The organism is Roseateles aquatilis, assembly GCF_002205645.1.
GTDB classification, from domain to species: Bacteria; Pseudomonadota; Gammaproteobacteria; order Burkholderiales; family Burkholderiaceae_C; genus Roseateles; species Roseateles aquatilis.
In genome coordinates, this window is sequence record NZ_NIOF01000011.1 from 23,040 (window position 1) to 49,764 (window position 26,725).

The 26,725-nt window shown below is 69.9% G+C and carries 24 protein-coding genes; 18 read left to right on the forward strand and 6 right to left on the reverse strand.

What is annotated here, in order from left to right; translation table 11 throughout:
- The first annotated feature begins 115 nt into the window (after positions 1–115).
- Positions 116–2,632, forward strand: coding sequence for a prolyl oligopeptidase family serine peptidase (locus CDN99_RS20260; RefSeq protein WP_088386720.1), 2,517 nt, complete (start codon positions 116–118; stop codon positions 2,630–2,632).
- 3 nt (positions 2,633–2,635) lie between these two features.
- On the opposite strand, the gene CDN99_RS20265 is transcribed toward CDN99_RS20260, so the two are convergent.
- Both CDN99_RS20265 and CDN99_RS20270 read right to left on the reverse strand, forming a co-directional pair.
- Positions 2,636–3,448 carry a YecA/YgfB family protein gene (locus CDN99_RS20265; protein WP_088386721.1) on the reverse strand — a complete coding sequence of 271 codons (813 nt, stop codon included), beginning with the start codon at positions 3,446–3,448 and terminating at the stop codon, positions 2,636–2,638.
- 421 nt (positions 3,449–3,869) lie between these two features.
- Entirely contained in the window at positions 3,870–4,844 is a 975-nt protein-coding gene (locus CDN99_RS20270; RefSeq protein WP_088386722.1) for a LysR family transcriptional regulator, read from the reverse strand.
- 101 nt (positions 4,845–4,945) lie between these two features.
- On the opposite strand from CDN99_RS20270, the gene CDN99_RS20275 reads away from it, so the two are divergent.
- The 6 genes from CDN99_RS20275 to CDN99_RS20300 all read left to right on the forward strand — a co-directional run bounded on the left by CDN99_RS20275 (position 4,946) and on the right by CDN99_RS20300 (position 13,174).
- Complete coding sequence (locus tag CDN99_RS20275) at positions 4,946–6,484, forward strand: CoA-acylating methylmalonate-semialdehyde dehydrogenase (RefSeq protein ID WP_375134455.1); 1,539 nt, start codon at positions 4,946–4,948, stop codon at positions 6,482–6,484.
- Between the two features lie 32 nt (positions 6,485–6,516).
- Positions 6,517–8,187, forward strand: a complete 1,671-nt coding sequence (locus tag CDN99_RS20280) for a tetratricopeptide repeat-containing diguanylate cyclase (RefSeq protein WP_088386724.1) — start codon at positions 6,517–6,519, stop codon at positions 8,185–8,187.
- A gap of 439 nt (positions 8,188–8,626) precedes the next feature.
- On the forward strand, positions 8,627–10,867 hold the full coding sequence (locus tag CDN99_RS20285; RefSeq protein WP_088386725.1) for a TonB-dependent siderophore receptor: 2,241 nt from the start codon (positions 8,627–8,629) through the stop codon (positions 10,865–10,867).
- Between the two features lie 2 nt (positions 10,868–10,869).
- Positions 10,870–11,193, forward strand: coding sequence for a DUF3649 domain-containing protein (locus CDN99_RS20290; RefSeq protein WP_088386726.1), 324 nt, complete (start codon positions 10,870–10,872; stop codon positions 11,191–11,193).
- Positions 11,184–12,830: a PepSY-associated TM helix domain-containing protein gene (locus tag CDN99_RS20295; protein ID WP_088386727.1), complete on the forward strand. Its 1,647-nt coding sequence runs from the start codon at positions 11,184–11,186 to the stop codon at positions 12,828–12,830. Before CDN99_RS20290 ends, CDN99_RS20295 begins: the two co-directional genes overlap by 10 nt.
- Before the next feature lie 17 nt (positions 12,831–12,847).
- Positions 12,848–13,174 (forward strand): DUF3325 domain-containing protein, encoded by a 327-nt coding sequence (locus tag CDN99_RS20300; RefSeq protein WP_238139637.1) that lies wholly within the window; start codon positions 12,848–12,850, stop codon positions 13,172–13,174.
- A 113-nt stretch (positions 13,175–13,287) separates the two neighbouring features.
- Here the strand turns inward: CDN99_RS20300 and CDN99_RS20305 are convergent, their stop codons facing one another.
- The 3 genes from CDN99_RS20305 to CDN99_RS20315 all read right to left on the reverse strand — a co-directional run bounded on the left by CDN99_RS20305 (position 13,288) and on the right by CDN99_RS20315 (position 16,363).
- Positions 13,288–13,905 carry a hypothetical protein gene (locus CDN99_RS20305; protein ID WP_088386729.1) on the reverse strand — a complete coding sequence of 206 codons (618 nt, stop codon included), beginning with the start codon at positions 13,903–13,905 and terminating at the stop codon, positions 13,288–13,290.
- Positions 13,906–14,027: 122 nt separating this feature from the next.
- Positions 14,028–15,215 carry a GGDEF domain-containing protein gene (locus CDN99_RS20310; RefSeq protein ID WP_088386730.1) on the reverse strand — a complete coding sequence of 396 codons (1,188 nt, stop codon included), beginning with the start codon at positions 15,213–15,215 and terminating at the stop codon, positions 14,028–14,030.
- Complete coding sequence (locus tag CDN99_RS20315; protein WP_158218902.1) at positions 15,212–16,363, reverse strand: GGDEF domain-containing protein; 1,152 nt, start codon at positions 16,361–16,363, stop codon at positions 15,212–15,214. The genes CDN99_RS20310 and CDN99_RS20315 overlap by 4 nt, the downstream gene beginning before the upstream one ends.
- A gap of 44 nt (positions 16,364–16,407) precedes the next feature.
- Between CDN99_RS20315 and CDN99_RS20320 the strand changes: the two genes are divergently transcribed.
- Entirely contained in the window at positions 16,408–17,319 is a 912-nt protein-coding gene (locus tag CDN99_RS20320) for an SDR family oxidoreductase (RefSeq protein WP_088386732.1), read from the forward strand.
- A 73-nt stretch (positions 17,320–17,392) separates the two neighbouring features.
- On the opposite strand, the gene CDN99_RS20325 is transcribed toward CDN99_RS20320, so the two are convergent.
- Positions 17,393–18,727 (reverse strand): septal ring lytic transglycosylase RlpA family protein, encoded by a 1,335-nt coding sequence (locus CDN99_RS20325; protein ID WP_088386733.1) that lies wholly within the window; start codon positions 18,725–18,727, stop codon positions 17,393–17,395.
- 243 nt (positions 18,728–18,970) lie between these two features.
- On the opposite strand from CDN99_RS20325, the gene CDN99_RS20330 reads away from it, so the two are divergent.
- The 10 genes from CDN99_RS20330 to CDN99_RS20380 all read left to right on the forward strand — a co-directional run bounded on the left by CDN99_RS20330 (position 18,971) and on the right by CDN99_RS20380 (position 26,720).
- Entirely contained in the window at positions 18,971–19,669 is a 699-nt protein-coding gene (locus CDN99_RS20330) for a fumarylacetoacetate hydrolase family protein (RefSeq protein ID WP_088386734.1), read from the forward strand.
- Positions 19,670–19,686: 17 nt separating this feature from the next.
- Positions 19,687–20,547, forward strand: a complete 861-nt coding sequence (gene nadC, locus CDN99_RS20335) for a carboxylating nicotinate-nucleotide diphosphorylase (protein ID WP_088386735.1) — start codon at positions 19,687–19,689, stop codon at positions 20,545–20,547.
- A 102-nt stretch (positions 20,548–20,649) separates the two neighbouring features.
- Positions 20,650–21,414: a hypothetical protein gene (locus CDN99_RS20345; RefSeq protein WP_141100890.1), complete on the forward strand. Its 765-nt coding sequence runs from the start codon at positions 20,650–20,652 to the stop codon at positions 21,412–21,414.
- A gap of 161 nt (positions 21,415–21,575) precedes the next feature.
- A complete protein-coding gene (locus tag CDN99_RS20350) occupies positions 21,576–22,349 on the forward strand; it encodes a GntR family transcriptional regulator (protein ID WP_088386738.1) in 774 nt (257 codons plus the stop codon).
- Positions 22,346–23,155, forward strand: coding sequence for a transporter substrate-binding domain-containing protein (locus CDN99_RS20355; RefSeq protein WP_088386739.1), 810 nt, complete (start codon positions 22,346–22,348; stop codon positions 23,153–23,155). The genes CDN99_RS20350 and CDN99_RS20355 overlap by 4 nt, the downstream gene beginning before the upstream one ends.
- 98 nt (positions 23,156–23,253) lie before the next feature.
- The gene (locus CDN99_RS20360) at positions 23,254–23,982 is read left to right on the forward strand and encodes an amino acid ABC transporter permease (RefSeq protein WP_088386740.1); all 729 of its coding nucleotides are present in this window, start codon (positions 23,254–23,256) and stop codon (positions 23,980–23,982) included.
- The gene (locus CDN99_RS20365) at positions 23,975–24,628 is read left to right on the forward strand and encodes an amino acid ABC transporter permease (RefSeq protein ID WP_088386741.1); all 654 of its coding nucleotides are present in this window, start codon (positions 23,975–23,977) and stop codon (positions 24,626–24,628) included. Before CDN99_RS20360 ends, CDN99_RS20365 begins: the two co-directional genes overlap by 8 nt.
- Complete coding sequence (locus CDN99_RS20370; protein ID WP_088386742.1) at positions 24,612–25,403, forward strand: amino acid ABC transporter ATP-binding protein; 792 nt, start codon at positions 24,612–24,614, stop codon at positions 25,401–25,403. The genes CDN99_RS20365 and CDN99_RS20370 overlap by 17 nt, the downstream gene beginning before the upstream one ends.
- Before the next feature lie 202 nt (positions 25,404–25,605).
- Positions 25,606–26,313, forward strand: coding sequence for a DUF433 domain-containing protein (locus tag CDN99_RS20375; RefSeq protein ID WP_141100891.1), 708 nt, complete (start codon positions 25,606–25,608; stop codon positions 26,311–26,313).
- Positions 26,310–26,720 carry a PIN-like domain-containing protein gene (locus tag CDN99_RS20380; protein WP_088386744.1) on the forward strand — a complete coding sequence of 137 codons (411 nt, stop codon included), beginning with the start codon at positions 26,310–26,312 and terminating at the stop codon, positions 26,718–26,720. The genes CDN99_RS20375 and CDN99_RS20380 overlap by 4 nt, the downstream gene beginning before the upstream one ends.
- The last annotated feature ends 5 nt before the right edge of the window (positions 26,721–26,725 follow it).

Sequence of the window (26,725 nt, forward strand, 5' to 3'; positions counted from 1 at the left end):
GCGCTGCTAGATTGCGCGGTTTTGCATCACCGCCCTGAGGCGCCCTGACCGGGGCGCGTGGACGGTGCTCCCCGGCCTGGCCGGGATCTCTCTCCGGACCCCACGGACACCCACCATGCAGATGCCCCGTCCCCTGTCGCTGATCCTCTCCCTGGCCGCCGCCTTCGGCGGCTTTTCCGCGATGGCGGCCGGCGCGGGCAGCCCCGCCGATGCGACGACCGCGACGGGCGCCAGGCCGGCGGCCGACGCGCTGGCGCAGGTCTACCAGCAGCCCTCGGCGGCGATCCGCGCGGTGCTCGATGCCAAGGGCCTGCCGACCTACCAGGTCTCGCCGGACCAGCGCACGCTGGCGATCGTCGAGAACCGCAAGTACCGCGCCATCGCCGAGCTGGCGCGCCCGGTGCTGCGCCAGGCGGGCCTGCGCTACGACCCGGCCACCGACAGCCCGCAACTGATCAACTTCATCGAATCGCTGTCGCTGCGCGCGCTGCCCGACGGCGCCGAGCGCCGCATCGCGCTGCCCGCGGGCGGGGCCTTCCATCAACTGCGCTTCTCGCCGGACGGCAAGCGCTTCCTGCTGAACCGCCGCACCGACACGGCGATCGAGCTGTGGGTCGGCGACGTCGCCACCGGCCAGCTCAAGGCCGTGCCCAAGCTCAAGCTGCACACGATGCTCGAGAACGACTTCGTGTGGCTGAACGACCATGAGATCGTCACCCTCGCGGTGCCCGCCAAACGCGGCCCGGCGCCGGTCTTCAGCGCGCCGCTGGGCCCGTCGATCCAGGAATCGGTGGCCCGCGTCTCGCCGGAGCGCACGCAGCAGGACCTGCTGACCAACCCGCAGGAGTCCGAGGTCTTCGCCTATCACGCGACCTCGCAACTGGTGCGCGTCGACCTCAACGGCGGCGCCGTCCGCACGGTCGGCGAGCCCGGCCTGTTCACCCGCGTGGAGCCGCTCGGCACGTCGGGCCAGTGGCTGACGATGCGCCTGCTGCAGCCGTTCAGCTACCAGGTCGGCTGGGACGAATTCGCGGCGCAGGCCGAGGTGCGCGACGCCACCGGCAAGGTGCTGCCCGTCGGCCGCGTCAAGCTGAAGGAAGGCGTGCCCGCCGAGGGCGTGATCACCGGCCCGCGTCGCTTCTTCGCCTCGTCCGGCGCGGACGCCGCGGTCTATTGGGTCGAGGCGCTGGACGGCGGCGACACGCGCGCGCCGGCGCAGTTCCGCGACCGCCTCATGCGTCTGGACGCGCCGTACACCGGCACGCCGCGCGAGGTGCATCGCCTGACGCAGCGCCTGTCGGGCCTGGCGTTCCTGGAAGGCGGCCGGCAGGCGCTGGTGCAGGACTTCGAGGTGGCCAAGCTGCGCACCTCGACCGAGCTGGTCACCATGGACGGCAGCGCGCCGGCCAGGCGGCTGGTCGAGCGCTCGATGCGCGATCGCTACCGCGACCCCGGCACGCCGCTGACGCGCATGCAGTCGAACGGGCGCCGCGTGGTGCGCGTCGACGGCGGATCGATCTGGTACTTCGGCACCGGCGCGACGCCCGAGGGCGACAAGCCTTTCATCGACCGCCTGAGCCTGGCGGACAACAAGACGACGCGCCTGTTCCAGTCCGGCCGCAACGGCGATGCAGTGCACTACGAGCGCCCGCTGGCCGTGCTCGACGCCGCCGGCGCGCAGGTGCTGACGGTGCGCGAGAGCGCCAACGAGCCGGGCAACGTGATGCTGCGCGGCGGCGCCGCGCTGGCCGACATGAAGCCGGTCACCGACGTGAAGGACCCGACGCCGCAACTGCGCGACATCAAGCGCGAGTTTGTCCGCTTCAAGCGCGCCGACGGCGTCGAGCTGTCGTTCTGGATGTACCTGCCGCCGGGCCACAAGGCCGGCGAGCGCCGCCCGACCTTCGTCTGGGCGTACCCGCTGGAGTACACCGACGCGTCCACGGCGGGCCAGGTCAGCGGCTCGGGCAACCGCTTCAACACCTTCGCCGGCATGAGCCCGCTGATGCTGCTGCTGGACGGCTACGTGGTGCTGATGGACGCGACGATGCCGGTGGTGGGCGACCCCAAGACGGTCAACGACAGCTTCATCGCGCAGATCACCGCCAACGCGCAGGCCATCATCGACAAGGCGGTGGACCTGGGCGTCAGCGACCGCGAGAAGATGGTCGTGGGCGGCCACAGCTACGGCGCGTTCATGACGGCCAACCTGCTGGCCCACACCGACCTGTTCAAGGCCGGCATCGCGCGCAGCGGCGCCTACAACCGCAGCCTGACGCCGTTCGGCTTCCAGAGCGAGCGCCGCACCTACTGGGAGGCGCAGGACGTTTACCAGAAGCTCTCGCCGTTCAACTACGCCGACAAGCTGAAGGAGCCGCTGCTGCTGATCCACGGCGAGGCGGACAACAACTCCGGCACCTTCCCGATCCAGAGCGCGCGCCTGTACCAGGCGCTGGCGGGCACGGGCGGCACGGTGCGCTACGTCTCGCTGCCGTTCGAGTCGCACGGCTACTCGGCGCGCGAGTCGCTCGGCCACACACTGTGGGAGATGAGCGAGTGGATGAAGCGCCAGGTCGGTCCGGGCGCCCCGGTGGCGGGCGCCGCCGACGCCAAGGCGCCGGCCGCGCGCTGACGCTCAGCGGGGGCGGCGCGACGGGGCCGGTCCGCGGCGCGGGCCGCCCGGCCGCTGCGGCCTGGCCGCCGGCAGCGGGCGCGACACGTCGGCCAGCAGCAGGCTGGCGCGCACGAGGCTCTCGACGGCCTCCTCCAGATCGGCGGCCGGCTCCAGGCTCTCGATTTCCTCGAGCAGCGCGTCCGCGTCCTCCAGGTCGTCCGGATCCAGGTGCATGTAGAGCTGCGCCAGCGGCTCGGTAAGCTGCAGTTCGTCCAGCCCCATCAGGCCGGGGAAGATGTCCGCGGCCAGCGCGAAGCCGGCGACCCAGGGCAGCACGGTCTCGGACGGCGACGCGTCCTCGTCGAGCTCGAACACCCAGGGGTCGAACCACTGCCGGTCGGCGATCGCCTGCTTGAGCTCGCGCTCGCGGCGCTGGACCAGTTGCAGCAGCGGCGCGGCGTCGAAGCGCGCGGGCGGCGCGCGGCCCTCCTCGCTGTCGAGCACCCAGCGCCACCAGTCCGCCAGCGGCACCGGCTTGGGCTGCAGGATCACCGCGACCAGGAAGCCGTCCAGCATCGACGCGTCGAGCGGCTCCAGCGGCGCGGGCACGTCGTCCAGCAGGGCCTGCAGCCGATCGAGGTCCTCGTCGGCCCACGCCTCGGGCGGTGCCGACGCGGCGGGCTGCGCGGCTGCCGCGGCATGCCCCGGCGCCCGATGCTGCGGCCCATGCGTGGGCGCGCGATGGCCATGGGCGGGGCCCGCGCCGCGTCCGGTGCCGGGCTTGGCCGGAGGACGGGGGGCGGACTTCGAGGGAGGCTTTTTGGGCGCGGTCATGGGGCGCGATTATCCGGGTCGCGCTTCCGATGGTCGTACTGTCATGACAACCGGCGACGCATGCCGTGCCCAGGCATGCCGAAAGGCACGGTGGGCAGGACAGGCTCTGTTCGGTACCGCACGCAAGGAGCGGTCCGCAGGCGGATTTCCGATTTCATTTCCGCAATGCGGAGCGCTGTTTACACCTGCTGACCATTTATCAGGGGTATCCCACCTCCTGGGGATGTCAGACCCTCAGGGTTCGCCCTAGAGTCCACATCACGCGTTCCCAACGAATCCCTTCGACGGAATGCACCGATCCCAACGACGTCCTTTCTAGGACTTGCAACGCCCGGTCAGCTCGCTGGTCGGGCGTCCTTTTTTGTGGGTCGTGTATTGAGCGATCGCATCCGGCGACACAAGGCAGCCCGCTGCGGGGGGCTCAAAATCCCCCGCCCATCGCCCCCTTCAGGTGGTCGACCAACAGCCGCACCCCCTGCGGGGTGTGGCCGCTCCACGGATGGATTGCATAGATCGCGTCGCCGAAGAAGCCGACCGCGCGCCACCCCGGCAGCACCTCCACCAGCCGGCCCTCGCGCACCGCGTCGCCGACGCTGAAGTCCGGCAGCAGCGCCACCCCCAGCCCCGACAGCGCGCCGTCGCGCAGCACCTCGCTGTTGCTGGCGCGAAGAAGCCCCTGCACCGGCACGCGTATCCGCTGCGGCTCCTGCGCGGCGGGGCGGGCGGACTCGTCGGCGCGGCGCTCGAAGAACCACTGCGCCGGGCCTGGACGCAGATACGGCAGGCAGCGGTGCCGCGCCAGTTCCGCCGGATGCTGGGGCATGCCCGCGCGATCGAGGTAGGCCGGGCTCGCCGTCAGCAGCGCGCGTGAGCCGCAGAGCTTGAACGCCACATGCGTCTCCGGCGGTGCGCTGGTGTGGCGGATGGCGAGGTCGAAACCCTCCTGCGCCAGCGGCACCAGGCGGTCGGACAGGTCCAGCTCGATGCGCAGCTCCGGATATCGCTCGAAGAAGGCCGGCAGCGCCGGCGCCACGTGCTGCCTGCCCAGCGCCACCGGCGCCGTCACGCGCAGCAGCCCGCGCGGCGCGCCGGCCGCCTCGCGCGCTTCGCTCAGGCTGCGGGTCAGCAGGGCCAGGCCGGGCTCCGCCTGCTCGACCAGCCGCAGGCCGGCCTCGCTGAGCCGGACCGAACGCGTCGTGCGCTGCACCAGTTGCTGGTCCAGATGGCGCTCCAGATCCGAGATGCGCTGGCTGACCGCCGCCTTGGACAGCCCCAGCCGCTGCGCCGCCTTCGTGAAGCTGCCCAGCCGCGCGACCGCGATCAGCGCCTGCAATTGCGGCCAGAGCAGCTCATCGCGCGCCTCGGCGCGGGGTGGGGAGATCGAGTCGGTGTCCATGATTGTTCAGTCTATCGAACAATCTGGTCAGCGATCTGGCCTAGGCAGGTGGGGAGGCGATGCCTAGACTCGCTGGATCCCAAGAGATTCCGGAGACTGCCGTGAGCCCCTCGAGCAACCTGCCTTCGACCCCCGCCTTCACCGACGGCGCGGACGTCACGCACTTCATCGGCGGCGAGCGCCGCGCGGCGACGTCGGGGCGCAGCCAGTCGGTCTTCAATCCCGCCACCGGGCAGGTGGCGCGGCAGGTGCAGCTGGGCAACGTCGAGGACGTGGACAGCGCCGTCGCGGCCGCGCAGGCCGCGTTCCCCGCGTGGGCCGATGCGTCGCCGCTGCGGCGCGCGCGGGTGATGTTCAAGTTCCTGGAGCTGCTGAACCAGCACCGCGACCGCATCGCCGCGATGATCACCGCCGAGCACGGCAAGGTCTTCACCGACGCGCAGGGCGAGGTGACCCGCGGCATCGACATCGTCGAGTTCGCCTGCGGCGTGCCGCAGTTGCTCAAGGGCGACTACACCGAGCAGGTCTCCACCGGCATCGACAACTGGACCACGCGGCAGGCGCTGGGTGTCGTGGTCGGCATCACGCCGTTCAACTTCCCCTTCATGGTCCCGATGTGGATGGCGCCGCTGGCCATCGCCACCGGCAACGCCTTCATCCTCAAGCCGAGCGAGCGCGACCCGTCGCCCAGCCTGCTGGTGGCCGAGCTCTTCAAGCAGGCCGGCCTGCCCGACGGCATCTTCAGCGTCGTGCAGGGCGACAAGCAGGTCGTCGACGCGCTGCTGCACCACCCCGACGTGCGGGCGCTGAGCTTCGTCGGCTCGACGCCGATCGCGCAGTACATCTACGAGACCGGCGCCCGCAACGGCAAGCGCGTGCAGGCGCTGGGCGGGGCGAAGAACCACATGGTCGTGATGCCCGACGCGGACATCGAGCAGTCCGTCGACGCGCTCATCGGCGCGGCCTACGGCTCGGCGGGCGAGCGCTGCATGGCGATCTCGGTGGCGGTGCTGGTCGGCGACGTGGCCGACCAGATCGTGCCCCGGTTGGCCGAGCGCGCCAGGACGCTGAAGATCGGCGACGGCATGCGGCTGGACGCCGAGATGGGCCCCATCGTCACGCGCGAGGCGCGCGACCGCATCGAGGGCTACATCGGCCTGGGCGTCGAGGAGGGCGCGACGCTCGTCGCCGACGGCCGCGGCCACGCGGTCGACGGGCATGCCGACGGCTTCTTCACCGGCGGCACCTTGTTCGATCACGTCCAGCCCACCATGCGCATCTACAGGGAAGAGATCTTCGGCCCGGTGCTGGTCTGCGTGCGGGTCAAGGATTTCGCCGAGGCGCTGGCGCTGGTCAACGCGCATGAATTCGGCAACGGCGTCGCCTGCTTCACCAGCGACGGCAACGTGGCCCGCGAGTTCGCGCGGCGCGTGCAGGTCGGCATGGTCGGCATCAACGTGCCGATTCCGGTGCCGATGGCGTGGCACGGTTTCGGCGGCTGGAAGAAGAGCCTGTTCGGCGACATGCACGCCTACGGCGAGGAGGGCGTGCGTTTCTACACCAAGCAGAAGAGCGTCATGCAGCGCTGGCCCGCGAGCATCGCCAAGGGCGCCGAATTCGTGATGCCGACCAGCCGCTGAGCGGCGCGCTCAGGTTCGGCTACGCTTGCCGGATGTTTCCAAGCGGTACGTCCTCCCCTGAATCCGACTCGCCCGCGACGCTCGACGGCCTGCCGTTGAGCGAGCTGCTGGAGCGCGCGCGCGTGGCGCAAGGCCAGGCGTGGCTCGACGATGGGCTCGCGCTGGCCGATGCGGTCTGGCGGCGGGCCGAGGCCGAGGGCTTCATCAACGAGCAGGCCGAAGCCGGCAAGCTGCGCAGCTTCTTCCGCCTGCGCAAGGGCGACCTGCGCGGCATGCTGGAGGCGGGCGAGCGCACGCTGCGGCTGATGCGTCCACTCGGGCCCAGCCCGGCGATGTGCGAGGTGCTGCGCTGGATGAGCCTGGCCGCCTGCGAGCTCGGCGAGTACGAGCAAGGCCTGGCCTGCGCGCACGAGGCGCTCAAGCTGGCCGGCGAGCTGGCCGACCCCCGACTGCACGCGATCGCGCTGAACGGCCTGGGCGCCTGCTTCGAACGCATGGGCGATCCCTGGCAGGCCGAGCGCCTGATGAGCGAGTCCGCCGGACTGCTGCGCACCGAGCCCACGGCGTATGAGCGCGTGGTGACCCTGACCAACCTCTGCACCGTCGCGATCGGCGCCTTTCACTTGCAGCGCGACGGCGCCGCGCCGGAACAGGCGCCGCGCACGCTGGAGCGCGCGCTGGAACTGGCGCGCGAGGCGCGGCCCCATTCCCTGCAGCTCGGCGACCGCTACGGCATCGCGCTGACCGCGTCCAACTTCGGCGAAGTGCTGCTGCAGATGGGGCGCCTGGACGAGGCCGAGCCGCTGCTGCGCGAAGCCCTCGACGAATGCGAGCGGGCCGGCTTCCGCCTGCTCGACTGGCGCCTGCGCTGCATGCTGGCGGAGCTGCAGCTCGCGCGCGGGCAGGCGTCCGCCGCGTGGCAGGCGCTGGAGGCGCTGCGCGAGCAGATCGACCGCCTCGACGGACCGGGACAGGCGGCGCCAGGGGTGCTCGCCGACCAGGTGCCGCTGTTCATCCGCCTGCGTCTGCACCAGACCTGCTTCCGCGCGGCCAAGGCGCTGGCGCTGCTCGGGCCGGCGCTGTTCCACCTGGAGCAGGCCCGGGGGCTGGAGCGGCGCCGGGCGGTGTCCCAGCTGATGGCGCAGTCGCAGTACTTCGTCTCGCGGATGGAGGCCGAATTCGCCGCCGACGCCGGGATGGTCGCCGACCGCGATGCCGCCGCCTTCAAGGACCCGCTGACCGGCCTGGGCAATCGCCGCTGCCTCGAAGCCCGCCTGCCGCCGCTGCTGCGCGCCGCCGAGCAGGAAGCGCGCCCGCTCACCGTCGCGCTGATCGACGCCGACGGCCTGCGCAACATCAACGAGCGCCATGGCAACGACATCGGCGACCGCGTGCTGCAGGAGCTGGCGCAGCTGCTGCGCGAGAACACCCGCACCAGCGACCTGCTGCTGCGCTGGAGCGGCGAGGAGTTCCTCGTCGTGTTTCCCGACACCGTGGCCGATCGCGCCTTCGAGGTCTGCGAGCGCATCCGCGCCAGCGTGTCGGTGCATCCGTGGAGCGAGCTCGCGCCGGGCCTGGACGTGACGCTGAGCATGGGCCTGGCCAGCGCGCCGCCGTACTCGACGGACCAACTGATCTCGCGAGCCAACGCCGCCGTCGAGCGCGCCAAGCACCTGGGCCGCAACCGCGTCGCGCTGGCCTGAAGCGGCGCCGCGTCGACACGGCGCGGCGCCATCGCCGTGCAACGACGGGATACCGCGAGAAACACCACGAGAGCCCGTGACGGAGCGAGCGACGTGCTCCCGTCGGGGCGCGGGCACCACACCTGATCCGCCCTTCGCCCGTTGCCCTTACGAGGGGCCAGGTTTTGCCTGCGGCGCGGTGCCGGCTGTTTCTACAATGAGAACAGTTCTCATCTGGAAGGTAAATCCTCCGATGGGTCTCGGTCCTGACTGCCTGCTGCGAGATCCGCGCGCGGGCGCCGGCCTCCCCGTGCCAGCCTGATTTCCAGCCCCACCGCGTCCCACGGCGATTCGTCGCCGCGAGCGTCACGCGGACCCCGGGCAGGACGCCGCAAGCCCTTCTCCTTCACCAGCCCCTTGGGGCGCGGTGCGCCTGCGCGCGCCGGTACGCGATCCCTCCATGTCTCGCAACCACCTCTCCGTCCTCCCCGTCGCGGCCGCCGTCGCGTTGCTGCTGTCCGGCTCCGTCCACGCCCAGGCTTCTTCCGCGCCGGGCGCCGCGGCCGCTCGCGCCGACGCGGCCGTCGCCGATGCCGGCGATGCCACCGATGCCGCGGACTCTGGCGACGCCGGCAAGGCCTCGGCCGCCGATCGTCGGCGCGCGCTGGACCGCGTCACCATCAGCGCCGCGCGCAAGAAGCTGGAAGGCGCGAGCACGCGCCTGCCGCTGACGGCCCGCGAGACGCCGCAATCGGTCAGCAGCATCGACAGCGAGCGGCTTGAGAACGAGACGCTGATCAGCATCAACGACGTGATGCAGAACATCACCGGCGTGAACGTGTCCTTCTACGACACGCAGCGCCCGCTGTATTTCGCGCGCGGCTTCCAGATCACCGACTTCCAGGTCGACGGCATCCCGACCTACAGCGGCGGCACGAACCAGGAGTACGACACCGTCTTCTATTCCCGCATCGACGTCGTGCGTGGCGCCAACGGCCTGACGACGGGCGCCGGCATTCCGTCCGCGACGGTCAACATGACACGCAAGCGTCCGGAGAAGACCTTCCAGGCCTACGGCGGCTTGATCATGGGCTCCTGGGACCACCACCGCGTGGAGGTCGACGTCAACACGCCGCTGACCCGCGACGGCCGCGTGCGCGCGCGCTTCATCGCCGCGGCGCAGGAGCGCGACTTCTTCCGCGACCGCCACAGCGAGACCAAGACCGCCTTCATGGGCACCGTCGAGGCCGACCTGCTGCCGGGCACCACCGTGACCCTGGGTTACCAGGACCAGAACAACGTGCCCAAGAGCCCGATCTGGGGCACGATTCCGCGCTTCGCGTCGGATGGCTCGCTGGCCAACCTGCCGCGCTCGACGAGCTTCTCGCCGTCCTGGACGCGTTGGTCGCGCCAGAGCGGCACGGCCTACGCGTCGCTGGATCACAAGCTCGGCGAGGACTGGTCGCTGAAGGTCATCGCCAATCACAGCGAGGGCGACTCCTTCAGCCTGCGCACCTACGCCAGCGGCTACGCCAATCCCACCACCGGCGCGGGCCTGAAGCTGCTGGCGGCGGTCGGCAAAAGCTGGGAACGCCGCGACAGCCTCGATGTCTACGCCTCGGGCACGGTGTCGCTGTTTGGTCGGGCGCATGACCTGGTGATCGGCGCCAACGGCGTGAAGACGCGCACCACGACGCCGACGCTGAGCGCCATCAGCGGCTGGAGCTACACCATCCCGGACATCCGCACGTGGGACGGCTCCGCCCCCGCGCCGACCTTCAGCCCCACCGGCGCCAAGCGCATCGCCACCACCGAGCAGAGCGGCGTCTTCGCCACCGCGCGCTGGCGCGTCACGGAGCCGCTGTCGGTGATCACCGGCGCGCGCGTCAGCAACTGGAAGACGGGCACCGACGCGTACAACACCGCCGGCAACTTCACCGCCACGACGGGTGCGTACAAGGTCACCGACGAGGTCTCGCCCTACGTCGGCTTCGTCTACGACCTGGCGGAGTCGGTGTCGCTCTACGCGAGCTACACCGATTTGTTCAAGCCGCAGAACAACAAGGACAAGGACAACAACCTGCTCGCCCCGATCCGCGGCAGCAACACCGAAGTCGGCCTGAAGGGCGACCTCTTCGACAAGCGCCTGGCGCTGTCCTTCGCCGTCTTCGAGGCCAAGCAGGACAACTACGCGGTGCGCGACTCGTCGCAGCTCGAGGGCTCGCTGCCGGACGGCAGCTCCGCCTACATCGGCGTCAACGGCACGAAGACCAAGGGCTTCGAGTTCGATGCGGCCGGCCAGATCGCGCCGGGATGGACCTTGAACGCGGGTTACGCCAACACGCGCATCACCCGCCATCCGTCCGACCTGATCTATGCCAACCTGCCGCGCCACACGCTGCAGCTCAACACCAGCTACCGCATGGGCGGCGCCTGGGAGCGGCTGACGGTGGGCGGGGGCCTGAACTGGCAGAGCAAGGTGACCGGCTACGGCATCGCCCATCCGACGCTGGGCACGGTGACGGTCGATCAGGGGGCCTACGTGCTGGTGAACCTGCACGCCAACTACCAGCTGAACGATCACTTCAGCCTGGGCGTGTCGGTGCGCAACGCGCTGGACAAGACCTACTGGGCCAACCTGGACTACCCCAACTACGGCGACCCGCGCAGCGTGATGGTGAGCCTGCGCGGCCGCTTCTGAGCATGGCGGCGACCGGTGCATCCAAGACCGCCGCGGCACTGCCGTGGCGATATCGCGCGGCCGTGGCGTCGCGCGTGATCGCGGCGCTGGGTGGCGGCTACGCGCTGGCGTCGGCGGTGGCCGCGGCGATCGCGGTGCACGGGCAGCCGTTGCTGTCGGGCAGCCGCTCGGAAGGCGCGATCGCCGGCGCGATGCTGGGCTTCGTCGCCTACGCCGTCGCGTTCATGACCGCCTTCGCCGCGCGCAGCGCGTGGCGCGCGTGGGCCTGGGTGCTCGGGCCGGCGCTGCTGCTCGGCGCCAGCGTGATGAAGGGGGGATGGACATGAGGACCGACGGCGCGCGCGAAGGCCTGCGCCAGGCGATGGCCTGGCTCCACACCTGGACCGGGCTGGTGCTGGGCTGGGTGCTGTTCGCGATCTTCCTGGCCGGCACACTGGCCTTCTTCAAGCAGGAGCTCAACCTGTGGAGCCGGCCCGAGCTGCACGCATTGCCGGCGGCCGGGCCGCTGACGGCGGAGCAGCTCGCGCGCGTCGAGACGACGATGCGGACACTCGCGCCGGGCGCGGCCAGTTGGCACTTCACCGCGCAGGACGAGCGCCGTCCGCTGGCGTCGGTCTTCTACCGCGACGCCCCCGCGAAGAAAGGCCAGCGCGCGCGCTTCGAGCAGCGTTGGCTGGATCCCGTCTCCGGCGAGGCGGTGAAGGCGCGCACCACCTTCGGCGCGGGCGAGTACTTCTATCGCTTCCACTTCGAGCTGCGCTCGGCCCAGCAGAGCCAGTGGATCCTGGAAGGACGCTGGGCCGTCGGCCTGGCGACGCTGCTGATGCTGGTCGCGCTGCTGAGCGGCATCGTTACGCACCGGCGCATCTTCAAGGACTTCTTCACCTTCCGCCCGAAGGCCAAGGCCGCGCAGCGCGCCTGGCTGGACGCGCACAACCTGTGCGGCGTGCTGGCGCTGCCGTTCTACCTGGTCGTGACCTTCAGCGGCCTGATGACGATGCACAGCCTGTACCTGCCAGGCGGCATCGCCGCGGCCTATGGGGACCAGTCGTCCGCCTACTTCGGCGAGCTGAGCGGGGACCCCACGCCTCGCGCCCGCCAACGTGGCGGCGAGGCAGCGGCGGCCCCGCCGCTGCCCACCATCGGCGCCGCCGGCTGGGCGTCGCTGTTGAGGGACTTCCACCGGCGCCTGCCGAATGGTCGCGTGGAAGGCATCGGCCTGCAGCGCGAAGGCGAGCGCGCGGTGGTGGAGATCGGCCCGCACGACGGCGACCGCTTGCAGTACCGCGGACCGCGCCTGGTCTACGACGCGCAGACGCTGACGCTGACGCTGATCCGCAAGTCCGACACCGATCGGCCGGCCGCAAAAACCTACGGCGTGCTCTACGGCCTGCACGTGGCGCGTTTTGCGGACCTGCCGATGCGCTTCATCCTGGCGGGCCTGGGCCTGCTGGGCACCGCGATGATCGCCACCGGCCTGGTGCTGTGGAGCGTCAAGCGGCGCGCCGATGCCGAGCGCCGCAAGGTCGCGGTCGGCGCGGGACACAAGCTGGTCGACGCGCTGAACATCGGCGCGATCGCGGGCCTGCCGATCGCGATGGCGGCGTTCTGCCACGCCACGCGCTGGCTGCCGCTGGACATGGCGCAGCGGCAGGATGCGGAGATCAAGGTCTTCTACGGCGTGCTCGCGCTGGGCTTCCTGGCGGCGGCGCTGGGCGCGCGCTGGCGGCATCTGTTCGTGGCGGGCGCGATCGCGTGGGCGATGCTGCCGGTGATGGACGTGGTCGGCGGATGGCCGTTCTGGCGGGCGATGGAGACGGTACAGGCGGTCAATGCCGGCTTCATCGGCATCGCCGCGCTGCTGGCGGTGCTGGCGTGGAAATGCGGTCGGCGGCGCCAGCCGCCTGCGTTTGCCGCCAAGGTGCCTGGGCCCGCGGCCGTCGTGTCGGGGAAGGGGGCGTGATGGACTTGTTGCATCCGATGCTGTGCTCGTTCGCGGCCTTCGCCGCGCTGTGTCTGGCGATGGAGCGTCATCACGAGGACGCGCTCGACGAGGCGCCCAGCGCGCGGCGCGTGCGGCGATTGAGGACCGTCGCGGTCGTGGCGTTCATCGCGTCGTGGTGGACGGTGATCCCGCGGACGGATGTCGGGATCGCGTGGGTGATGTGGACCGTGCAGCTCACCGCCGGAGCGACTGCCGTGGTGGCGTTGGCGACGTGGTGGCCGAGGCGCTTGCCCGCGGCGGCGATCGCGGTCGGGGCGGCGGGGGTGATGCTGTTGCCGCTCACCGGCATCGGCGGGCGGTGAGGCCTACAAGAAGCAATGTGACGAGCGGGCGTTGCGCTGTCGTGGATCCGACGCACGCCGCCGACCGGGGGCGGTGGCCGCGCGCGTCGCTCGGCATTGCGCCGCGCCTCGGTTCAGTCGAAGGACACGGTCTTCACGATCGCGGCCATGTCCGCCTCCACGGCCGCGTCGCCGGTGCCGTAGCTGCCTCCAAGCACCACGTAGTGGTCCTTTCGCGGAATCGCCCAAAACTCCGCGGTCGTCGGGAATCGGAATCCTGTCGTGGACACATTGACGTAGTTGAGCTTGATATAGCCCGCCTTCTGCCCCTTGAGCGACAGGTCGAGCGGGCCCTTCTCGACTTGCATGTCCTTGAAGTTGGCCTTCAGCATGTTTGCCATCGCTTCGACGATCGCCGCACCCGAGGCGTTGCTCGGCACCGAGCCATACGGCTTCACGTCGACTCGGAATGCCGGATTGAGACCCTGATGAGCGGCCGGGTACTTGGCCACCACTACCAGCGGTGCGCGCATGGCATCGCGCCAGCGCCTTTCCGCCTCAGGGTCGCTCGGCTTGAGCATCTTGGCAAGAGCAAGCGTCTCGTTGGAGGAGCGAATGTGCCAATCCTTCGGTTTGACGATGGAGACGCCCAGCGAGGCGCTTCCGAGTCGCTCTTCGCCAGCGTTCTGCGCGCCCGCCGTCGCGGCGAACGTCATCATCAGACCGACGATCACGCGGCGTTTTTCAATCATGTTTGGTTCTCCCTCGCTCGGTGTTGCTGGATTCGTGCTGGATAGAAAGCGCCGGATCTTATTCAATGGATGTGAAAAAACGCATCGTGGACAGAAGTGTCGTGCGGCGGGTCTGTGCCGCCTCAGGTCCGCCCAGCCGCCTCCTCCACCTCCACCGCCTGCACCACATTCCTCCCTTGCGCCTTCGCCCGGTAGAGCGCCTGATCCGCGCGCTTGAGCACCTCCGCGGCGCTGATGTCGCGCGCCGATGACTCCGCGATTCCGAAGCTCGCCGTCAACGCCCAGTCCTGCCCGTTCCATTCGAAGCGATGCGCCTCCAGCAGCGCCCGGATCCGCTCCGCGACCAGCGCCGCGCCCGCGATGCCGGTGTGGGGCAGCAGCACGCAGAATTCCTCCCCGCCCAGGCGTCCCAGCCGATCCGTCTCGCGCAGGCAAGGCTGCGCGACCATCACCAGCGTCTTCAACGCCGCGTCACCGGCCGCGTGGCCCAGCGTGTCGTTGAGTTGCTTGAAACGGTCCATGTCCAGCAGCACCAGCGCGTAGCCGTGGCCGCGCATCTGGCGCGCGTGCTCCAGGTCCATCGCCTCGGCCAGCGCGCGGCGGTTGAACGCGTCGGTGAGCGGATCGCGCTCGGTGAGGCGGCGGATCTCCAGGATCAACTTCATCAGCAGCAGGAAGGCTATCCAGCCGTTGATCAGCAGCGCCAGCACCAGCGAGGCCCACAGCCACGCGATGTTGAAGGTGCTGTCGACATCGATGTCCGCTGTGCGGCCCGGCGCCAGCAGCGCTTCCACCGGTCGCGCCAGGATCAGCAGCCCGACCACGATCAGCGGCGACGCCAGCGCCAGCGAGGTGCGCGACCGCAGGCCGCGCACGCACAGCAGGCGCCCTGCGTCCAGCGCGGCATACAAGGCCATCGCGCCCATCGCGCCGTACAGCAGCGTCTTGTGCAGCAGCGATTGCTGGCCGGAGGCGAGCAGCGTCGTCGCCGCGCCGATGCCGATCACCGCGCTCAACACGACCACCCACGGTGCCGGCCGCTCGCCGATCAGCGGTACCGCCAGCCGGATCAGCCCGATCGCCGCCAGCGACAGCACGTCGGACCACCAGTAGTGCCCGGGCAATGTCAGCCCGAGCGCGCCGTGCAGCAGGAAGGACGCGGCGAGCAACGCGTTCGCGCCGGCCAGGCAGGCGCAGGCCCAGGGGGACTCCCGCAGCCCGGCGGCGATCATGAGCCAGACCACCGCGGCGCTGGTGAACACCGTCACCAGCGCCGCGATCATCGAGACGGGGTCGGTGGCGTCGATCATGCGTGCGGCTCCACGTCCTCGGCGCTGCGCAGCACGCGATTGCGCCCCCGTGCCTTGGCCGCGTACATCGCGGCATCGGCGCGGGCCAGCGCCGCGCGGCCGTGGGGATCGTCGCGCCGCATCAACGTCACGCCGAAGCTGGCGCTGATCGGCCACACCTTGTCGCCCCAGTCCAGCGGCTGGTCCTGCAACAAGCGCCGCAGCCGCTCCGCGACCAGCATGGCGCCGTCCAGGGGGGTGTCGGGCAGCAGTAAGGCGAACTCCTCGCCGCCGAGCCGGCCGAAGCCGTCCGTGTCGCGCAGCGTCTCGCCCAGCACGCGGGCCAGGTGCTGCAGCGCGGCGTCGCCGCCGGCGTGGCCGAGCTCGTCGTTGATGCGCTTGAAGTGATCGACGTCCAGCACCAGCACCGCGTGGCGCCGTCCGCGATCGACCTGCGCCTGCAGGCGGGACAGGAGCTCCTCGACAGCGCGACGATTCAACAGACCGGTCAGCGCGTCGCGGCGCGTCAGATGGCGCACGCGGGCGATCAGCCGCTGCATGACGAGGGCCACCAGGCCGGTGGCGATCGCCAGATCCACCGCCAGCCGCAACAGCACCAGCGGCGCGTTGTTGGCGAGGCCCTTCAGTCCGAGGCTCGGCGGCAACCATCCGAGCAGCCCACCCGCTCGCCACAGGCAGCCGGCGGCCAGCACGAGATAGGGCAGCACGACCACGCCGGTGAGCCCGATCCGGAAGCCGGCGCCGAGGGCGATGTCCCACGCGGCCATCAGGGCCAGCAGCGCACCGCAGGCGTTGGCGACGACGCGCGCGCCGTTCAGGTCCGGCAGGACGACGGCGGTGGCCGCGAGCGCGACCAGCACGATCGCCACCAGGTCCCACGCGGCGTACCGCACGCGCATCAGGCCGCGCACCCCGGCGGTCAACAGGCCGGCGGCCACGATCGTCAGCGGCAACGCCATCGGCCCCTCCATCGCGGGCGGGATCAGCGGCCACCACGCCAGCGCCAGCAGGCCGTGATACGCCGAGATCCGACGCGACGCGCGCGGCGCGATCCGCAGCACCTGACCCAGCAGCAGCCAGACCACGCAGGCGACGGCATCGAACACGGCGATCACCATCAGCAGGGTGGCGGCGTCGAGGGACGGCATGCGGACCATCATCGCAAAGGGCCCGCGAGCGCACAATCGCGCGCATGACCGCCGATGTCCCCGCTTCGCAGGCGGCGCGTGCCGCCGCGCCGTCCGCCCAGTCGTCCGTCGAAAGGGCCGCCGATCGTGCCTCCGGCGCTCCCGCCGGGCTGGTCGACGGCGACGAGACGCTGCGCGCGGTGCGGGGGCTCGCGCCGCTGTCCCCGGTCACGCTGATCACCGGCGCGGGGCGCGGCATCGGTGCCGCGACGGCGTTGCTGCTCGCGGAGCGCGGGCACGACGTGGCGCTCAACTACCGGCAGGACGCGGGCGCCGCCGAGGCGATCGCGGCCAGTGTCCGGGCCATGGGACGGCGCGCGATGACGGTCCGCGCCGATGTCGCCGACCCCGAGCAGGTCGCGGCGATGTTCGTCGCCGTCGACGAGGGGCTGGGTCGGGTCACGGGATTGGTGAACAACGCGGGCGTCGTCGCGCCGTCGGCCTCGCTGGCCGACCTGTCGCCGGACCGGATCCGGCGTGTCTTCGACGTCAACGTCTTCGGCCTGATCTACTGCACGCAGCAGGCCGCCGCGCGCATGAGCACCGCCAGCGGCGGTCGCGGCGGGGCGATCGTGAACCTGTCGTCGCGGGCGGCGCGGCGCGGATCGCCGAACGTGTATTCGGACTACGCCGCCAGCAAGGGCGCGGTGGACACGCTGACGCTGAGCCTGGGGCATGAGCTGATCGGGCTGGGGATCCGGGTCAACGGCGTGCGGCCCGGCATCATCGAGACCGACATCCACGCCGACAGCGTGCCGGCAGATCAGCTGCGGGCGCGTCTGGGCGAGGCGGCAAAGGGCATTCCCATCGGCCGGCTGGGCCGCGCCGAGGAGATCGCGGAGGCGATCGCCTGGCTGATGTCTGACGCCGCCAGCTATACCGTCGGCGCGACGCTGGACGTGGGCGGCGGGCGCTGAGGCGAGCCGCGGGGCGACTGGCGCGGGACCAAGCGCGGGATGAGGCGCCGCGCCGGGCGGTGGGTCGCGGTGCTCAGCGCCGCTCGACCAGCACCGGCGTCAGCGCCATCGCGGTACGCACGCGTTCGGCGGCGGCGCGGGCGTCCTCGCGGCTGCTGAACGGACCGGCCTGCAGGCGGTGCAGGTTCTTGTCCTTGAAGATGGTCAGCATCGGCGCCAGCGATTCCATGCTGCGCATGAACTGCTCGCGCAGCGACTCCGCGCCCTCCAGTCGCGAGAACGCGCCGAACTGCAGCCAGTAGCCGGATGCGGCGGCGATCTTCATCGGGGGCACCGGCGCGCGCGGGTCCGTGGCAGCGATCGCGCCGGCGGTCGCCGTGGCGACGGCGTCGGCGCGCGATTGACCGGCCGGCGGCAGGTCGCTGCCGGGCGGCAGCGCGGTGACGGGGATCGGGACCAGGCCGGAGGAGGCGACCGCCGCGGAGGGCGTCGATGACGACGGCGATGTCGCTGCCGTCGATGTCGATGTCGATGTCGATGTCGATGCGATCGGGGGCGCCGCCGAGGCCGGCGAAGCGGTGAACGTGGGGGAGGCCGCCGACGGCGGGATGGGCGATGCGGCCGGCGGCGTCGTGGCCCGCGCGGTGCGGGCGGGCACCGGCACCGGCACCGGCACCGGCACGACCGGGGTGATCGGCGGCCGCAGCTGCGCCGTCGTGGTCAGGTCTGGCGCGCCGCTGGGCGAGGCGGCCGCGTAGACCGGCGTGTCGGGCGGAACCTTTGGATCCGGGGACAGCGTGTCGCGGTCGCGCGTCCAGGCGCCGGTGCGGATGTCCTCGTAGGTGATGCGCTCGATCTCGACCGGGCTGACGCCGTGCAGCACGTCCAGCTTGAGGGCGGCGGTGTAGCTCAGGTCGATGATCCGGCCCTTGTGGAACGGGCCGCGATCGTTGATGCGGACGATGATCTCGCGGCCGTTCTTCGGGTTGCGCACGCGCGCGTAGCTCGGGATCGGCATGGTCGCGTGGGCGGCCGTCATCGCGTACATGTTGTAGACCTCGCCGCTGGAGGTCGGTTTGCCGTGGAACTTGCGGCCGTACCAGGAGGCCAGGCCCTTCTCGACGATCGCCTTGTCGTCGACCACGGGCTCGTAGCGCTGGCCCAGGACTTCATAGGGCTTGTTGGGGCCGCCCTTGCGGATCGACTCCAGCCTGGGCATGGCGTCGGGGACGCGCTGCAGATCGGGCGGGATGGTGGCCTCGGGGCCGTCCCGGTCGGGCCAGGAGGAGACCTTGGGACCGCCGGGAACGGGACGGCTGGGGGCGGGACCTCGACTGGCGCAGGCGGCCAGGATCAGGGCACACGTCAGGACGGCCAGGCGCTGGCCGGCGGGGCGGGCTTCAAACATGGGCGCAACCCTAGCAACGCGGCGCGGTTTTGCCAAGGGAAGGTCTGCACGGCGCCTCGCGGCTGACGCGGCCCCGATCCGGGATGCGCTGCAAGGCGCCGACCGCAGCCATCCGACGCCATGGCGAGGAGCTGCCGTGCCGCAGAGCGCCCGAAGCGGGGCTGCGGCGGCTGTGGGGCGCCATGCAGACCTTCCCAAGGGTATGCTCCACGCTCGTTTTTCCGTCGTATCGACCGCACCGCCATGAGCACCTACATCTTCCCCCCAGCGCCCCAGGCCGCCGTGGCCGTGCGCGGCACCGACGCGCAGTACGCCGTCAGCCGGATCTTCTGCGTCGGCCGCAACTACGCCGCCCATGCGCGCGAGATGGGCAGCGACCCCGACCGCGAACCGCCGTTCTACTTCACCAAGCCGGCCAGCGCGCTGGCCCCGTCGGGCGGCACCATCCCCTACGCGCCCGGCACGAAGAACCTGCATTACGAGATGGAGCTGGTGGTGGCCATCGGCAAGCCGGTCTTCAAGGCCACGCCCGAGCAGGCCGCCGACGCCGTGTGGGGTTACGCCGCCGGGCTCGACATGACCCGCCGCGACCTGCAGAACGAGGCCAAGGCCATCGGCCGCCCGTGGGACCTGGGCAAGGGCTTCGAGCATTCGGCCGTGATCACCGCGCTGGTGTCGCGCGCCGAGCTGGGCGAGCTGTCCAAGGGCGCGATCACGCTGTCGGTCAACGGCGTCGAGAAGCAGCGCGGCGACCTGTCCGACATGATCTGGAGCATCCCCGAGCTGGTGGCCAACCTGTCCCAGTTCTATCACCTGGAGCCGGGCGACCTGATCTATACCGGCACGCCGGAAGGCGTCGGTCCGGTCAAGCCGGGCGACAAGATCGTCGGCGTGATCGAGGGCTTCGGCGAGCTGACCCTCACGATCGGCGACGCCGAGTAAGCAGGACGGCGTCGGCGATGTTCGATCACAACGAGACCCTGGACGAGGCTCGCGCGCGCAACATCCGCGACGCGCTGTTCGAGGACATCGGCGTCAGCGACTGGACCGCGCGGCTGGTGCCCGCGGACCGGCGCGTGAAGGCGTCGGTCCGTGTGCGCGAGGCGGCGGTGCTGTGCGGCCGCGACTGGTTCGAGGGCGTGTTCAAGGCGCTCGATGCGTCGTCGGCGATCGAGTGGCTGTACGACGAGGGCGCCGACATGGCGGCCGATACCGTTGTCTGCCGCATCGAGGCCGACGGCCGCGCGCTGCTGTCGGCCGAGCGGCCGGCGCTGAACTTCCTGCAACTGCTGTCGGGCACGGCGTCCGTCACGCGGGCCCATGCGCGCGCGATCGAGGGCGCCAGTCCCAACCCGAACGGCTGCGCGGTGCTGGACACGCGCAAGACGCTGCCCGGCCTGCGCCTGGCGCAGAAGTACGCGGTGCGCGTGGGCGGCGGCGCGAATCAGCGCCTGGCGTTGTACGACGGCATCCTGATCAAGGAAAACCACATCGCCGCGGCTGGTGGCGTCACGCAGGCGCTGAAGCAGGCGCATGCGCTGAATGCCGGCGTCACCGTCCAGGTGGAGGTCGAGACGCTCGACCAACTCCGCGAGGCATTCGCCGCGGGCGCGGTCAGCGTGCTGCTGGACAACTTCACCGAGGCCATGATGCGCGAGGCCGTGGCCGTCACGGCCGGTCGCGCGCTGCTGGAGGTCTCCGGCGGCGTCGCCATCGACCAGCTCCGCTGGATCGCGGCGACGGGCGTGGACAGGATCTCCGTCGGGCGGCTGACCAAGGACGCGAAGGCGGTGGACTACTCGATGAGGGTCGAAGGCTGATCTAAGTCGGTGACCCCCGTCGTCTCGGCAAATCGGCGCCATATCTGGCGCCGAACCTTTTTCTGACACTGGCTGTCTTCTCAATTGCAGGAGTCAGCAAGTATGGAAGCGAGCAATGATGGAACGGTCCCAGACGCGAACGTGGGAACGCTTCGCGAGATCCTGGATCGATGGACAGTCACCAAAGCCTGTCTCGTCTTGAACGAAGTAGAAAGCCGCCTTCGGCTCCTGGCCGAGTTGCGGGGAAAACTGGACAAGGTGGGGGCCGACGAGGTCCATGAGCTTCAACCGCTTTTCAAGCGAGGGCTCTGGATGCTTGGACCGCAGTTCGAGTCCGCCGAGTTCACGGCCAATCTGGGCATGACGCGTGTGGTCCAGCGCCTGTTCAAGAACCCTCTCGGCGTGGCATCCCGTCGTCGGCCGGATTTTGTCGTGCTGACCGACAGCAGTGTCGGGCTCTATTCCTGTCCCTCGTTCAATGACGGACACGAAGTGGATGGCTCCGAATGTGTCGTGGTCATCGAGTTGAAGACCACCGGCCGACGGCTCTGTCGCGATGATCGCGAGCAGGTTTGGAGCTACATCGAAGAACTCATCGCGATTGGCTACATCAAGCCCAGTACGCGAGTTGATGGCTACATCTTTGGCGACCAAATCGCGCGCGGCGAGGATCGCGTCACTTCCTACACCGACAAGGTGAAGATTCGCCCGATGCTCTACGACACCATCCTGGCCCGAGCCCAGTCACGGCTGCTGAATCTCTATCGGGAGGTCAAGAACGCGCCGTTTCTGACGGACATGGCACCGGAGAACCCTCGGCGGCCGGAGTCCGTGACGGCCGCGCGCGCGAGCCTCGAAGCGGCCTGAGCCGATGAACAGGGCCGGCGCGGGCACTGGGACAGTGCCCGCCACACCAATCTTGTGCGCAGACCTGGTGCGTCCTGGTCCTTCTGCCTTGCATACAAGATCGATGTACCCATGAGGCGGTGGTCCGGCCGCGCTGGCACGGAAGCTGCAAAGCCTCGTGCATGGGCACCACCGCCACCGACATCAGCCAGCGCATCATCGATGCGGTCCTGGCGCAGAAGCTGGCCCCCGGCACGCGGCTGGGGGAGCAGCAACTGGCGTTGCTCTTCGACTGCAGCCGCACCGTCGTCCGCGAGGCGCTGACCCGGCTCGCCGCGCGCGGCATCGTGACGGTCAGCGCACGGCGCGGCTGGTATCTGATCGCGCCCTCCCGCGAAGAAGCCCGCGAGGCCTTCGAGGCGCGCCGGGTCATCGAGCTGGGCCTGCTCCGCGACCGCCGCCCGCTCGACAAATCCGCGCTCACGCGCCTGAAGAAGCACCTCGCGCAGGAGAAGGCCGCGGTGCGTGGCGACGATGTCGGTGCGCGCAGCTTCCTGCTCGGCGACTTCCACGTCTGCCTGGCCGAATGCCTGGGCAACAGCCTGCTCGCCGACACGCTGCGCGACTACACCGCCCGCACCACGCTGATCGCGATGCTCTACCAGTCGTCCCACGACGCGGCGCAATCCTGCCAGGAGCACGTCGCCATCGTCGCCGCGCTGGAGCAGGGCGACGCCGGGCGGGCCGAGGCGCTGATGGCCGAGCACCTGGCCAGCGTGCAATCCGCGCTGCAACTGGAAGCACAGGCCGACGACCCGCTGCATCAGTTGCGGCAGGCGCTGACGCCGCTCACCCCGCCGACCCCTTCCTCGACCGCGCGCCGCGCGCGGGCCTCGCGCCGCGACGGCGCCGAGGCCGACCCTCCCCCCGCCGCCTACCTAGGAGCCTTGTTATGAGCCACGCCGTCCGTCAGTCCGTCCATGCCTTGTCGCGCCGCCTGCTGCTGGCCGGCGCCCTCGGTCTCCTCGCGCTCGGCGCGCAGGCGCAGACCGCGCTGGACACGATCACCAAGGCCAAGACCATCAAGATCGCGGTCCCGACCGACTACCCGCCCTATGGCTTCGTCGGTCCGGACATGAAGCCGCAAGGCCTGGACGTCGCGATGGCCGAGCTGATCGCGGCCAAGCTGGGCGTGAAGGTCGAGCTGGTGCCGGTCACCAGCGCCAACCGCATCCCCTACCTGCAGACGAAGAAGGCGGACCTGGTTATCTCCACGTTGGGCAAGAACCCGGAGCGCGAGAAGGTGATCAGCTTCAGCTCGGCCTATGCGCCGTTCTACCAGGCGGTCTTCGCGTCCAAGAGCCTGGCGATCAAGAGCTTCGCCGATCTGGCCGGCAAGTCGGTCGCGGTGACCCGCGGCGCGATGGAGGACCAGGAGCTGGCGAAGGTCGCGCCGACATCGCTCGAGTTCAAGCGCTTCGAGGACAACAACGCGACGATCGCCGCGTTCGCCGCCGGCCAGACGCAGGTGCTGGCGACCAGCGCCGCCGTGGCCGGCAACCTGATGCAGCGCCAACCCGGCCTGAACATCGAATACAAGCTGCTGCTCAAGGACAGCCCCTGCTTCGTCGGGGTCGCCAAGGGCGAGGACGCGCTGTTGACCAAGGTCAACGCGATCATCGCGGCGGCCAAGCAGGCCGGCGAGCTGGAAGCGCTCTCCAGGAAGTGGCTGGGCCGCGGCGCGGGCGACCTGCCGCTCTGAGCGAAGCGCCGCCCGTCCGGATGCCTCGCCGCTTCACCCGTGATGCCCTTTCGCCCTGCCATGGCGATGACTGAACACTCGTCCACCGGGAGCCGCCCATGATCGAGTTCGACTTCGGCGCCGTCCTCGCCGAATGGCCATTGCTGTTGCGCGGCCTGGCGTGGACGGTCGGGCTGACGCTGGTGGCCGTGCCGTTGGGGCTGGTGATCGCGACGCTGGGCGCCTGGGCGCGGGCGTGCGGCGCGACCTGGCTGCGACGGCTGGTCGGCGTGTACGTGGAGTTGCTGCGCAACACGCCGTTCATTGTCCAGCTGTTCTTCGTCTTCTTCGGGCTGCCGTCCCTGGGCGTGAAGCTGTCGCCGCAGACGGCGTCGCTGATCGCGATGACGCTCAACCTCGGCGCCTACGGCACCGAGATCCTGCGCGCCGGCATCCAGGCCGCGCCGCGCGGCCAGTGGGAGGCCGCGCGCAGCCTGGCGCTGAGCCCCGCGCAAGCCTTCCTCCGCGTGATCCTGCCGCCCGCGTTCAAGCGCGTGTGGCCGGCGATGACCAGCCAGATCATCATCGTGATGCTGGGCTCGGCGGTCTGCGGGCAGATCTCCACCGAGGAGCTCAGCTACGCCGCCAACCTGATCCAGAGCCGCAACTTCCGCGCCTTCGAGGCTTTCATCATCGCGACGCTGATCTACCTCGCGCTGGCCATGCTGACGCGGCGCGTGCTGCGGTGGGCGGGGCCGCGATGGTTCTTCGGCGCGGGCGCGACGGCGTCGCGGCCCGCGCTGTGGCGGCGTCTGGCCGGCGCCACGACGGGAGATCGCCATGGTTGAGTTCACCCTCTGGGACATCCTGCGCAACCTGGCGCTCGCGATGCGCTGGACGGTCGCGCTGTCGCTGATCGCGTTTGTCGGCGGCGGGCTGGTCGGCGCGGCGCTGCTATGCCTGCGGCTCGGCCTGGGACCGCGCACGCGGTGGGCGATCGGCGCCTACGTGCAGCTCTTCCAGGGCACGCCGCTGCTGATGCAGCTGTTCCTCGCCTACTTCGGGCTGGCGCTGCTGGGCATCGAGGTCTCCGCCTGGACGGCGGCGTCGCTGGCGCTGACGCTCTACACCAGCGCCTACCTGGTCGAGATCTGGCGCGGCTGCGTCGAGGCGGTGCCGCGCGGCCAGTGGGAGGCGGCGCGCAGCCTGGCCATGAGCTTCGGCGAACAACTGCGCCACGTGATCCTGCCGCAGGCGCTGCGCCTGGCGATCGCGCCGACGGTCGGCTTCCTGGTGCAGGTCATCAAGGGGACCGCGCTGGCATCGGTGATTGGCTTCGTCGAGCTGACCAAGGCGGGCGGGATGATCGCCAACGCGAGCTTCAAGCCCTTCCTCGTCTTCGGCTTCGTGGCCCTGTTCTATTTCGTCCTGTGCTTTCCCGTGAGCCTGGTCGCCCAACACCTCGAAAGGAAGCAGCATGGCCGCCTTGCCTGAAGCCCTCGCGCCGTCCTCCGTTCCCCTGTCCGTGCCGGGTGTGCCCATCGTGCGCATCACCGCGCTGCGCAAGTCCTATGGCAGCAACGAGGTGCTCAAGGGCATCGACCTGGACGTGATGCGCGGCGAGGTGATCGCGCTGATCGGCAAGAGCGGCTCGGGCAAGAGCACGCTGCTGCGTTGCATCAACGGGCTGGAGCAATTCCAGGACGGCTCGCTGCGCGTGGCCGACAAGCCGCTGCTGCACGAGAGCGCGATGGCGATGCGCGCGCTGCGGCAGCAGGTCGGCATGATCTTCCAGAGCTTCAACCTGTTCCCACACCTGAGCGTGGGCCGCAACGTGATGCTGGCGCCGACGCTGGTCAAGCGCCGCGGCGAGCGCGAGGCGGCGGAGCAGGCCCGGGCCCTGCTGGCCCGCGTGGGCCTGGCGGAGAAATTCGATGCGATGCCGGACCAGCTGTCCGGCGGTCAGCAGCAACGCGTCGCCATCGCGCGGGCGCTGGCGATGGAGCCGCAGGTGCTGCTGTGCGACGAGATCACGTCGGCGCTCGACCCCGAGCTGGTCGGCGAGGTGCTGCGCGTCGTCGAGTCCCTGGCGCAGGAGGGCATGACGCTGCTGATGGTCACGCACGAGATGAGCTTCGCGCGCAAGGTGGCGGATCGGGTGATCTTCATGCACCAGGGCCGCGTGCACGAGATCGGCCCGCCGGCCGATCTGTTCGGCTCGCCGCGGACGCCGGAGTTGAGGCAGTTCCTGTCGTCGTTGCAGGATTGATTTCCGGATGCGCGCAGGGGCATTGCGGGGGCTCGTATCGTCGTAGCAACGGCAAGTTTGCGAATGAAAATTGAATGACGCCGTTCAATCCCAGCGAGGATGACGCATTGCTGCAGACCTGATGCAAAGACAAGTTGATTTCGTGAGAGGCCCGTAGGAATCGGGATCCGAGGGCGCTCGGCGTCGCTAGAGTGACTGCCCTATGACGCAGCGACACTCCCTCATCGGCACCGGTCTCTATCCCCTCACGCGGGCAGCCCGCATCTTGGGGGCCGACGTGCGTCGCGTGCGACGCTGGCTCAAGGGGTACACCTGCAGGACACGGAATGGCGTGTCGACATCGCCGCCGCTGTGGACGCTGCAGTACGCCGACGACGAGGAGCTCGGAGACGCCTATGTGCTGGGCTTCAAGGATCTGCTGGAGCTGCGGATGGTCGCGCGTCTGGTGGCGGAAGGCGTGTCGCTCCAGGCGGTGCGGGCGACCATCAAGGTGGCGCGTGAGCAACTCGGCGACTACCCCTTGCAGTCCAAGCGCTTCCTGAGCGACGGAAAGCGGATCTTCATGGAAGCGGTCGGCGGGACGGGGCAACGTCCGCGACTGCTCGACGTGCGTGGCCGCCAGTTCGTGTTCGACGACATCGTTCGGCCCTCCCTGTTCGAAGACGTCGAGTTCGATCGACACGGCCATGCGGTGCGGTGGTTCCCCGTGCCGCAAAAGCGACTGATCGTGCTCGATCCAGCGCGACGATGTGGGCAGCCCATCCTGTTGTCGTGCAACGTTGCGACAGACACCCTCTTTTTCTCCTACCTTGCGGAGAAGGGGGCGACCGACTTCGTGGCAGGCATCTGGCATGTGACGCCACGTGAAGTGATGGCCGCCGTCGAGTTCGAAAGAAGGATAGCGGCATGAAGTTCATGTTCGACGCCAACCTCTCGACTGACCTTGCCAAGGCGATCGGAGCGTTGTCCAGGAAAGAGCATGTCGTGGAACGTGTCATGCACGTCGAAGAGCTCTTCCCGAAGAACACCGACGATGTCGTCTGGATTGGTCGGCTCAAGGAGCACGGCGCTCACTGGGTTGTCATCACCAATGACAAGCTGAAGAAACAGCAAGGATCTGAGAGGGCGCTGATCAATCGCAGTGAGTTCATTGGCTATGTACTTGATCCCCAATGGGGGCATCACGGGTTCTGGTCCATTGCGGAACGACTCGTCGATTGGTGGCCCATCATCCTTGAGCATGTGAAGACGGCGAGGGCGGGTCTCTATCGGGTGCCATGGAAGACCGGATCCGCGCGTCGACTGACTTCCTTCTGAGGCAT